This window comes from Tepidibacter thalassicus DSM 15285, from assembly GCF_900129915.1.
Lineage (GTDB): Bacteria > Bacillota > Clostridia > Peptostreptococcales > Peptostreptococcaceae > Tepidibacter > Tepidibacter thalassicus.
This window is the reverse complement of the sequence record NZ_FQXH01000022.1, coordinates 23561-34003: the sequence shown is the minus strand read 5'-3', so window position 1 is coordinate 34003 and position 10443 is coordinate 23561. Positions and strand designations below refer to the sequence as shown.

Here is a 10443-nt window from a genome sequence, read left to right as displayed (position 1 = left end):
TATACCGCTTTCGCTTTGACTATGATAAGATGCCTTATCTTAGCTTTATCCCGTATTAGCATACCTTTCGGTATGTTATCCGTGTGTATAGGGCAGGTTACCCACGCGTTACTCACCCGTCCGCCGCTAGGATCCAAGAGCAAGCTCTTTTCTCCTCGCTCGACTTGCATGTGTTAGGCACGCCGCCAGCGTTCATCCTGAGCCAGGATCAAACTCTCAAAATAAAATTCGTTTATGTCGCCAACGAAATTCTAACGAATTTCCGTTGCTCAAAATAAACTTTGGCTTCGTATTTATATCTAACCTACTGTTTAGTTTTCAAAGTTCAACTTTTTTCGCGTTGTCTTAACGACAAGTAATAATATATCACCTTTGTTTTTCATTGTCAACACTTTTTTATAAATTTTTTATAAAAACTAATAAAATTAATTTACTCTAATAAAATTAATTTACTATTATAGTGATATAATGATTTTATAAATAAACTACCATATAAAACAAAATACAGGAGGTTATTTTTTATGAAAACACTAGCAAGTGATAATTATTCTGGAGTTCATCCAAAAATTTTACAAGCAATTATAGATTGCAATAAAAAACATGCTTTTCCTTATGGAGATGATTATTATACAAAAAAAGCTGTAGAAAAATTCAAAGAAATTTTCGGAGAAAAAATCGATGTATATTTTGTATCAAACGGTACTGCTGCTAATGTAATCAGCTTAAGTAGTGTATTAAGATCTTTTGAAAGTGTAATATGCACTGATATTGCACATATTACTGTAGATGAATGTGGCGCTTTAGAACGTTTTACTGGATCAAAAATTTTGCAACTTCCTCATAAAGACGGAAAAATATGTATAGACGATATAAAAAAAACATTAAACAATAGGGGTGTCGATCGTCATACTCAACCTAAAATAATTTCAATCAGTCAAGTTACTGAGATAGGAACGGTTTATACTATAGATGAAATAAAAAATTTGGTAGAATTCGCTCATAAAAATGATTTACTGGTACATATTGACGGTGCAAGAATATCTAACGCAGCAGTAGCATTAGATGTTAGTTTTAAGGAAATGATTACAGATACAGGTGTAGATTTATTATCATTCGGTGGAACTAAAAACGGTATGATGTATGGCGAAGCTATTATTTCATTCAACCCAAAATTAAGTGAAAATTTAAAATACTTAAGAAAACAGGGAATGAATGTAATTTCAAAAATGCGCTATATTTCTGCACAGTTCTTGGCATTTTTCGAAAATGAATTGTGGAAAGAGAATGCTAAAAATTCAAACGCCATGGCAAAACTATTAGCAACAGAACTCCAAACCATACCTGATATTAAATTACTTTCACCAATTGAATCGAATATTATTTTTGCACGCATTCCAGAAAAATGGATTAAACCTTTACAAAGTAAATATTATTTTTATAAATCTGAAGATGAATCAAATTTAGTAAGATGGGTTACATCTTATGATACCACAAAAGAAGAAATATTAGATTTTGTAAATCAAATTAAACAACTACGTACTAAGTAAGATGGCTACAATACAGCCATCTTACTTGAAATTTAAAGTTTTAATCATCCTATCTTCTCCTAATAGTGTATTTTTAAAAATATTTCTACTCCTTTCTAAAAAAATTGCAGGTTCTTTGAGTGCTGGACTATAATGAGTAAGCCATAACTCTTTAACATTAGCTTTTTTAGCAAGTAAAGCTGCTTCTGAAAAAAGCATATGTTTATTTGCCATGGCTTTATCTATACTTTCATCTTCTCCATACATTCCTTCGCAAATAAAAAGATCTGCTTCTTTTACAAAATCCACTAAACATTCTATAGGCCTAGTATCTGTACAATAAGAAATTTTTATTCCCTTTCTTTTTTCTCCAAGAACCATATTTGGAGTAAACACCTTATCTTCAAAAACAACTTCTTCTCCTTTATGAAGTCTATTCCATAAAAACATTGGTATATTTTGCTTCCTTGCTTTATCCGGATTAAATTTTCTTCTTCTTTTAATTTCTATAGTATAAGCAACACAAGGAATTGTATGTTCTACATCAATAGTATATATATAAAAATCCTCCATTATTTCAAACACTTGCTCTTTTTCATAAATCTCCATCAACCTCAATTCAAAAGGAATATTAGGACATATAATAGTTAATCCTCTTATAACATCTAACAATCCTTTTGGTCCTATAATTGTTAAAGGAGCTGTTCTTCCAGAATTTCCAATAGTCAATAACAATCCTGGAAGTCCTGCTATATGATCTGCATGATAATGAGTAAAACATATAACTTCAATCGCTTTAAATCCCCATTTAAGAAGTTTCAAGCTAACTTGTGTTCCTTCTCCACAATCAACGAGTACCATTTTTCCATTATATGAAAAAAGCATCGATGTCAAATATCTATTCGGAAGAGGCATCATTCCTCCACATCCAATCAAAGCAACTTTAATCATTATATCTACTCCTTTATATTTTTACTTATTATATATTTTTTCCAAGAGTATTTTTTATATAAGTGCGAAAAACTATAAACTAAAGGAGGCGATATTTTTGAAATCTAAAAATCCTAAAGAAATAATAGAAGACACCTATGATACAACAAAATTCAAAACTCCCAAAAGATCGTTAACAGGATTTGTTATGCCACTCGATATGAAAAAAGATTTTGACTATATAGATCCCATGAAATTTAGCGAATACAAACCTTTTATCTTAAACGATAAAGAAAAAAATAACAATGACATCAAAAAAAAATTAAGATAGTGCAACCATGCACTATCTATTTACTTTCATTACTCTCATTGAATTTAAAACAGCTATTAAAGCTACTCCTACATCTGCAAATACAGCCTCCCACATTGTAGCCAATCCTCCAGCCCCTAATAAAAGAACTATTAACTTAACACCTAATGCAAACACTATATTTTGAAATACTATTCCTCTCGTCCTTTTTGCTATTTTAATAGCATCAACTAATTTAGACGGTTCATCAGTCATTAACACTACATCAGCAGCTTCAATAGCAGCATCAGATCCAATTCCTCCCATGGCAACACCTATATCAGCTCTAGCCAAAACCGGAGCATCATTAATACCATCTCCAACAAATACAATATTTCCTCTACGTTGTCTTTTACTTTTTATCATCTCTAACTTCTCTACTTTTTCATGAGGAAGGAGTTCTGCATAAAATTCATCTATTCCCAAATATTCTTTAACTTTATTTGCAACTAATTTACTATCCCCTGTAAGCATTACAATTTTATTAACACCAATATTTTTTAATTCTTTTGCCAAATTCTTTGAATCTTCTTTTATTTCATCTGATATTAAAATATATCCAGAATATTTTTTATCTACAGCAACATACACTACACTTCCTATTTCTTCAACTTTATCATATTTAATATTTTCTTTATCCATTAATTTGCGATTTCCAACTAATATTTCCTTATTATTTAAAACTACTTTCACTCCATACCCTGATATTTCCTCATAACTTTTTATTCTATTTTTATCAATATCTTTTCCATAAGCTTTAAGTATAGAAAGTGCTATAGGATGATTTGAATAACTTTCTGCATACGCTACATATTCCAACAAATCTTCACTAGACATATTAACAGAATTAATTTTTGTAACTTTAAATATACCCTTACTTAAAGTTCCTGTCTTATCAAATACAACTGTATCGACATTATTTAAAGCTTCCAAATAATTACTTCCTTTTATTAATATACCATTTCTAGATGCTCCACCTATTCCACCAAAAAAACTAAGTGGTATAGATAATACGAGCGCACAAGGACAAGAAATTACTAAAAATATCAAAGCCCTATAAAACCACTGCAAAAATGTAGTATCTTTTATCAGCAATGGAGGAACAACAGCTATAAAAACAGATAAAAATACTACTGCTGGTGTATAATACCTTGCAAATTTAGTTATAAAATTCTCCGTTTTTGCTTTTTTACTACTTGCATTTTGAACTAAATCTAATATTTTAGCTACCGTTCCTTCAGAAAACTCTCTAGTTACCTCAATATCTAACAAACCATTTTTATTTATAAACCCACCTAAAACATCATCACCTACACCTACCTCTCTAGGAAGTGATTCTCCGGTTAAATTTGATGTATCAACAATTGAACTTCCACTTATAATTTTTCCATCTAAAGGTATTTTTTCACCTGGTTTTACTACTATTACATCTTTAACTTTAACTTCATCAGGCGATACTCTCTTTATTTCATCACCTATTTTTACATTTGCAAAATCAGGTTTTATTTTCATAAGATCCTCTATAGATTTTCTTGAACGATTAACCGCTAAATCTTGAAAAAACTCTCCTATTTGATAAAAAAGCATAACTCCTACAGCTTCTGGAAAATTCTTTATAGCAAAAGCCCCAATAGTTGCTATACACATTAAAAAATTTTCATCAAATACTTGTCCTCTTAATATATTTTTATAAGCCTTTAATAAAACATCTCCACCTACTAATACATAACTTATAAAAAACAATGTAAATTCAACCCAAAATGACAATTTAAAACTAATACCAAGTCCAAATAATAAAGCTCCCAATCCTATTTTAATCAACTCTTTTTTATTGCTTTTATATTTCAAATTACTTGTATTTTTACTAATAGACTTTTCATCTAAAACTTCTACATGAGGTTCCTTCTTTTTTACTATATTAACTATATTTGAAATAATCTCTTCCAAATTATATTTACTTTCTACCATTACAGTTAACTTCGTCGATACAAAATCTAAATTAGCTTCTTTTATATTACTCAAACCTCTTATTTCTCTCTCTATTTCACTAGCACAATGAGCACAATCTAAATTTTTTAAAATAAATACCCTTTTCACGACATTATTCATATTTATTCCCCCTTTCAAAAATTCACTTATGATTTATATGAGTAAGTCCCGTATCAAATATCTGTTTTATGTGTTCATCATCAAGCGAATAATAAACCAATTTCCCCTCTTTTCTATATTTCACAAGCCTAGCTTGCTTTAACACTCTCAATTGATGAGATACAGCAGAATGACTCATTCCAAGAAGTACTGCTATATCACAAACACACATCTCCGATACAAATAAAGCACAAATTATTTTTATTCTAGTTGTATCCCCAAACACTTTAAAAAATTCAGCCAAATCATATAATTTTTCTTCTCTTGGCATATATTTTTTTACTTTTTTAACTATATCTTCATGTATTAAATTGCAACCACAATTTTCAATACTCACAATAAAAAACCTCCTACCTTTTATATATGAACATTTATTCATATGTTTAATTATATTATATTCTTATACACTGTATTTTGCAATATATTTTTCAAAACAAAAACCCATAATATCCATTTAGAATATCATGGGCTAAAAAACAGTACAAATATTATTCAGTTTTAAACCTATTTACTTCATTCATCAATGTATCAGCTAAATTTTTAAGCTCATCCGAACTTTCAGCCATACTTTCAATAGTAGCAAGTGTCTGTTGTGTACTTGCTGCAACTTCCTCTGTAGAAGCAGAAGTTTCTTGAGCTGATGCTGAAATGTTTGTTATAGTAGTTACTATTTCCTCTTTATTTTGAAGCATATCTTCATTTAATTTTTTAATATTTTCCATATCTTTTGATACATCTAATATAGATGTCGATATTTTATTAAATATATCCTTAGTCTTAATAACAGATTCTTCTTGAGATAATAAAGTAGTATTAGTATTTTTTATACTTTCTACTGAAATACTCGACTTCTCTTGTATTTTCTTTATAAGCTCACTTATTTTATAAGATGCATTTGTAGTATCTTCTGAAAGCTTTCTAATTTCATCAGCAACTACTGCAAATCCCTTTCCAGCCTCTCCTGCTCTTGCTGCTTCAATAGATGCATTTAACGCTAAAAGATTTGTTTGACTTGCTATGTTATTAATAGTTTCTATTATATTCTCTATTTCTGCAGAACTTTCTTCCATTTCTTTTATTGCTAAATTAAGCTGTTCGCTATTCTGTAAAGTTTCTTTAGTTTTATCAGTTAAATCGTATACTATATTTATACCCTCTTTATTAAAAGTTATAGCTTCATCAAATTTAAATCTTATTTTATCCATGGCACTTGATATTAATTCTATACTTTTTGCTAAATCATTTGCCTTCTGAATCCCTATTTCTGTATCTTTTGCCTGCTCATTATTAGCAGTTGCTATCTCCTCAATAGCTTTAGCTATCTGATTTATAGTAAATTTAGTTGTATCAGATATTTCTTTTAAATTACCCGAACTTTTATATACAGAATTAGAAGATTTTTTTATTTCATTTAACAGATATTTTACGCTATTTATCATTTCATTAAATGAATCTCCTATATTGCCAAACTCATTTTTAGAATTTATATTTATTTCATTTCTAAAATCTCCCTTAGCAGCAATATTTATTCCTTCTTCAAGTTCTTTTAATGGTTTTGTTATCATCCCTGTAATAATAACAGCTAAAACTACTGCAACAATAATAGCTATTATTAAAGTAAAAATACTCATAAATTTCATAGAATTTACTTCATCACTAATTTCACTTTTATCAAAATTCACACCAACTTTCCAGCCAGTTCTTTTATTAGTTAAAAAATACACATGATTATTTTTAGTATTTATATGTCCTTCTCCTTTAGAAAATAACTCTTTTTCAAATCTTTCAAAACTCTTTACATTCTTCAAATCTTTTCCTATAAATTTATCATCATTACATACTACTACCGTTCTATCTTTACTAATTATAAAAACATATCCCGCTTTTCCTAATTTTAAAGATTTATATTTATTTGAAAATCCATCTAAACTTATATCAATCCCCATAACCCCTATTATATCTCCACTTGAATCGACTACAGTCTTAGAAATAGTAAAATTAAGCTTATTAGTGCTCGCATCTATATAAGGATCTGTATACACTATCTTTCCAGGATTTTTTACAGCTTCTTTATACCAAATTCTAGATGTTGGATCATAAGAAGCATTATCTGACATTGGATTATTAGAATCTGCAAACATCCTTTTGTATTTAGTCCCCATATATACTGAAAGTATTTTTGGATTGCTTTCAATAATATCATCTAAAATTTCCTTTGCAATATGCTCTATTTGTACTTTATCTGTTATTTTTCCTTCAACAGTTCCTTCTTCTATTTTTACTAAATCTACAAAATTTTGATTATTAGATATCATATTTAAAACACTTTCAAGTCCTTCAAAAAATTCTTCTAAATTTAAATCTATTTCCTCTGCCATCTCTTTTGAATTTTTGTTAAGTCTTTCACTAAGAACTCCATGAGCTTTATTGTAAGATACAAAAGATAAAACCATAAGCGGAGTTAAAATACCTACAATAAGCATAATAATAAGCACTTTTTTTACTGAAGAATTACTCGTCCCTTCCATGTATTTACATCTCCTTCCATTAAATTATAATATAAATCCAAAAATATCATTTAACTTTGCAACATATATATTAACATAAAAAGTTAAACTTTACAGTATTATGTCGAATTTTTGAATAAAAAAAATTTATAAATTCCTATACTAAAAAAAAGTTTTTATAAATTTTGTTTTTTTACATAATTATATGTTATATTATTATATATACAATAAAATTTTTTAGGAGTGTGTGTATGTCTAGCAAATTTGAAATTAATAACATTATTGAAGGTACTGTAACAGATATTAAACCTTTTGGTGCTTTTGTAGCACTAGATGAAAAAACCAAAGGATTAGTTCATATCTCACAAATTAGTCACAATTTTATAGACGATATAAATGAACATATTTCTGTTGGTGATAAAGTAAAAGTAAAAATTATCAATATTGATGAAAATTCTAAAAAAATTTCTCTTTCAATCAAAGCAACAATCCCTAATAATTCTAACTACAAAAATACATCTAAAACTAAAGATGCACCTAAACATAAAACTCAAAAAAAACTTAAACAAACAAGTTCTCTTGAAGATAAATTAAAAAACTGGTTAAAAGAATCAGATGAACGTCAATCGGTTTTAAATAAACGCAATAAAAGAAGATAAATTAATACCTCCTGAATTCAGGAGGTATATTTATTAATTAATATCGTAGAAAAATACGATATTTTATCACCATCTAATTCTTCCAAATTTGTATACACTTTCTCTTCATTTAATGAAGAATTACTAACAAGTATTGCATAATTCAACAAATCATTATCTTTGATTTTTTGTATAATCTCTTTAAAATTTTTATATACTTTCATTAAAACTATAGAATTATAATTTTTAAGTGCATAATCTATTCTTTCTTCATCTGTAGTACAAGGTATAACAACTAATGGCTCTTTATCCATTACTAAAGGAAAATTTTGATTTGAAGCTATATTTGAAAATGAAGAAATTCCAGGTATTGTCTCTACTTCAACTTTATCTTTTATTCTTTCAAGCATATATACATATGTACTATATATCATCGGATCTCCCAATGTTACAAATCCTACATTTTTTCCTCTCTTAACATCCTTTTCTATCTCAACAGCAATAGCATCCCAAGCTTTAGTTTTTTCTATACTATTAAAATTCATAGGAAAATGTCTTTGCTTTATTTCTATATTTTCTCTGATATAATCCTTGACTATGGATAAAGCTAAGCTTTTTCCATCTTTTTTTGGTTCAGGCGTATAAAGTATATCTAATTTTTTTAATACATCAACAGCTTTAATTGTAAGCAGAGAACTATCTCCTGGTCCAGTTCCTATTCCATAAAATTTTCCCATCTATTTTCCTCCCTTTACTTTATTTCTTTATAACTTACATAAACCCCCATGGCAAATAAAATAACAAAATATATAATTAAAACTAATATAGAAACATAATTAACCTTATCAGCTAATGCTATTTCTCTAAGACTCTGTGTCACATGAGTAAGTGGTAATAACATTATTATTTTTTTTACTGTAATTGGCATTTTATTTAGTGAAAAAAATGTCCCACACAAAAAAGTCATAGGAGTTATTACAAAAGTAGCAAACCTGTTCATATCATAATGATTATCTATTATCATTGCAGCTGTATAACCAAATGCAGCAAACAACATACTATTTAAAAAACACACCAATATAAAAGCTATATTAAAGTGAATATATACACCAAACACACAAGAAACTGCAAGTATTATAAATCCTGCATATAACCCTCTTAAAGCTCCCGCTAAAATGTATCCCAATGTTAAAAGATACATCTTAACGGGTGCTGTCATATAATATTCAAAACTTTTTTCATGAAGCTTTGCAACAGTAATTCTTATAGCCACAGCATTAAAACTTGTATTCATGGTAGAAAGCGCAATTATACCAGGTATAATAAAATATATATAACTATGTCCTTCTACAACAACTCCATCACCAAGCCCCCACCCAAAAGCTATTAAATACAAAAGAGGACTCATAATTGCACCTGCAGTTATTTTAAACGCTTTTCTTTTAAAAAATATAAACTCCCTCCAAAGTATAGTTCCTACTTCCATTTTAAGTTACCTTTCTATTTGTAAAATTATAAAAAACATCTTCAAGACTTACTTCTCTTAATATAAAATTTTCTTCAATAGAACTTGAAAAAATTTTAGCATCCTCTATATTTTTAAAATATTTATACTTTGTAATTTTATGTTCATCAAAATACTCTACAGTATATTTTCCTAAACTACTTTTAAGATTTTCACTTGTATCATTGTAAAATATTCTTCCTTTATCCATTAAAGCTATTTTTTCACAAAGATGTTCTGCTTCTTCTATATAATGAGTAGTAAGTATTATTGTTTTTCCCATATTTTTCATAACCTTCAATGTATCCCATATTTTTCTTCTAGCATTTAAATCTACTCCAACAGTTGGTTCATCTAAAAATAATATTTCAGGATCGTGAATTAAAGCTTTAGCTATCATTAATTTTCTTTTCATTCCACCAGATAAATTTCTACTTATCCGATTTTCTACTTTCTTAAGATCCATATAATCAAGAAGTTTTTCTATTTGTATCTCCCTCTCCTTTCCCTTTATCCTAAATAATTTAGCAGCTAATATAAGATTTTCTTTAACAGTAAGATCTTTATCCAAATTTATATGCTGGGGAACTATGCCTATTTGTTTTTTTAAAAAAACATTATTTCTACTCATTTCTTGACCCATTATAAAAACTTTACCATCACTTGGTTTTAAAAGACCTATCAATATACTTATAAGAGTAGTCTTGCCTGCTCCATTTGGCCCCAGCAAACCAATAAAACTTCCCTTTTTTATATTCAAATTGAGTTTGTCAACTGCAATAAAATCCCCGTATTTTTTAGTAACATTTTCTATATTTATAATTTCACTCATTTTTTCACC

Annotated in this window: 10 protein-coding genes and 1 rRNA gene; 3 read left to right on the top strand and 8 right to left on the bottom strand. The window is 28.2% G+C overall.

From position 1 onward, the window contains the following. Nucleotides 1–224, bottom strand: a 16S ribosomal RNA gene (locus BUA19_RS09030); the annotation flags it as partial. Nucleotides 225–521: 297 nt separating this feature from the next. Between BUA19_RS09030 and BUA19_RS09025 the strand changes: the two genes are divergently transcribed. After that, nucleotides 522–1547, top strand: a complete 1026-nt coding sequence (locus BUA19_RS09025) for a threonine aldolase family protein (protein WP_072725795.1) — start codon at nt 522–524, stop codon at nt 1545–1547. A 21-nt stretch (nt 1548–1568) separates the two neighbouring features. On the opposite strand, the gene BUA19_RS09020 is transcribed toward BUA19_RS09025, so the two are convergent. Then, nucleotides 1569–2477, bottom strand: a complete 909-nt coding sequence (locus BUA19_RS09020) for a ribonuclease Z (protein ID WP_072725790.1) — start codon at nt 2475–2477, stop codon at nt 1569–1571. A gap of 97 nt (nt 2478–2574) precedes the next feature. Here BUA19_RS09020 and BUA19_RS09015 point away from each other — a divergent pair, with 97 nt between their 5' ends. After that, nucleotides 2575–2787 carry a hypothetical protein gene (locus BUA19_RS09015; protein WP_072725788.1) on the top strand — a complete coding sequence of 71 codons (213 nt, stop codon included), beginning with the start codon at nt 2575–2577 and terminating at the stop codon, nt 2785–2787. Between the two features lie 12 nt (nt 2788–2799). On the opposite strand, the gene BUA19_RS09010 is transcribed toward BUA19_RS09015, so the two are convergent. The 3 genes from BUA19_RS09010 to BUA19_RS09000 form a co-directional block, all read right to left on the bottom strand. Further along, nucleotides 2800–4914: a heavy metal translocating P-type ATPase gene (locus BUA19_RS09010; RefSeq protein ID WP_072725786.1), complete on the bottom strand. Its 2115-nt coding sequence runs from the start codon at nt 4912–4914 to the stop codon at nt 2800–2802. Between the two features lie 22 nt (nt 4915–4936). Further along, the gene (locus BUA19_RS09005; RefSeq protein WP_456300356.1) at nt 4937–5290 is read right to left on the bottom strand and encodes an ArsR/SmtB family transcription factor; all 354 of its coding nucleotides are present in this window, start codon (nt 5288–5290) and stop codon (nt 4937–4939) included. A gap of 151 nt (nt 5291–5441) precedes the next feature. Continuing rightward, complete coding sequence (locus BUA19_RS09000; protein ID WP_072725783.1) at nt 5442–7481, bottom strand: methyl-accepting chemotaxis protein; 2040 nt, start codon at nt 7479–7481, stop codon at nt 5442–5444. Nucleotides 7482–7711: 230 nt separating this feature from the next. On the opposite strand from BUA19_RS09000, the gene BUA19_RS08995 reads away from it, so the two are divergent. Then, nucleotides 7712–8119, top strand: coding sequence for a CvfD/Ygs/GSP13 family RNA-binding post-transcriptional regulator (locus BUA19_RS08995; RefSeq protein WP_072725781.1), 408 nt, complete (start codon nt 7712–7714; stop codon nt 8117–8119). A gap of 17 nt (nt 8120–8136) precedes the next feature. Here BUA19_RS08995 and BUA19_RS08990 read toward each other — a convergent pair whose 3' ends face one another. From BUA19_RS08990 to BUA19_RS08980, 3 genes are read right to left on the bottom strand one after another with little or no spacing between them, the layout of a single operon-like run. Continuing rightward, the gene (locus BUA19_RS08990; protein WP_072725780.1) at nt 8137–8835 is read right to left on the bottom strand and encodes a cobalt-factor II C(20)-methyltransferase; all 699 of its coding nucleotides are present in this window, start codon (nt 8833–8835) and stop codon (nt 8137–8139) included. Nucleotides 8836–8849: 14 nt separating this feature from the next. After that, nucleotides 8850–9584 carry an ABC transporter permease gene (locus tag BUA19_RS08985; protein ID WP_072725778.1) on the bottom strand — a complete coding sequence of 245 codons (735 nt, stop codon included), beginning with the start codon at nt 9582–9584 and terminating at the stop codon, nt 8850–8852. Nucleotide 9585: 1 nt separating this feature from the next. Continuing rightward, the gene (locus BUA19_RS08980; RefSeq protein WP_143145415.1) at nt 9586–10434 is read right to left on the bottom strand and encodes an ABC transporter ATP-binding protein; all 849 of its coding nucleotides are present in this window, start codon (nt 10432–10434) and stop codon (nt 9586–9588) included. Between the last annotated feature and the right edge of the window lie 9 nt (nt 10435–10443).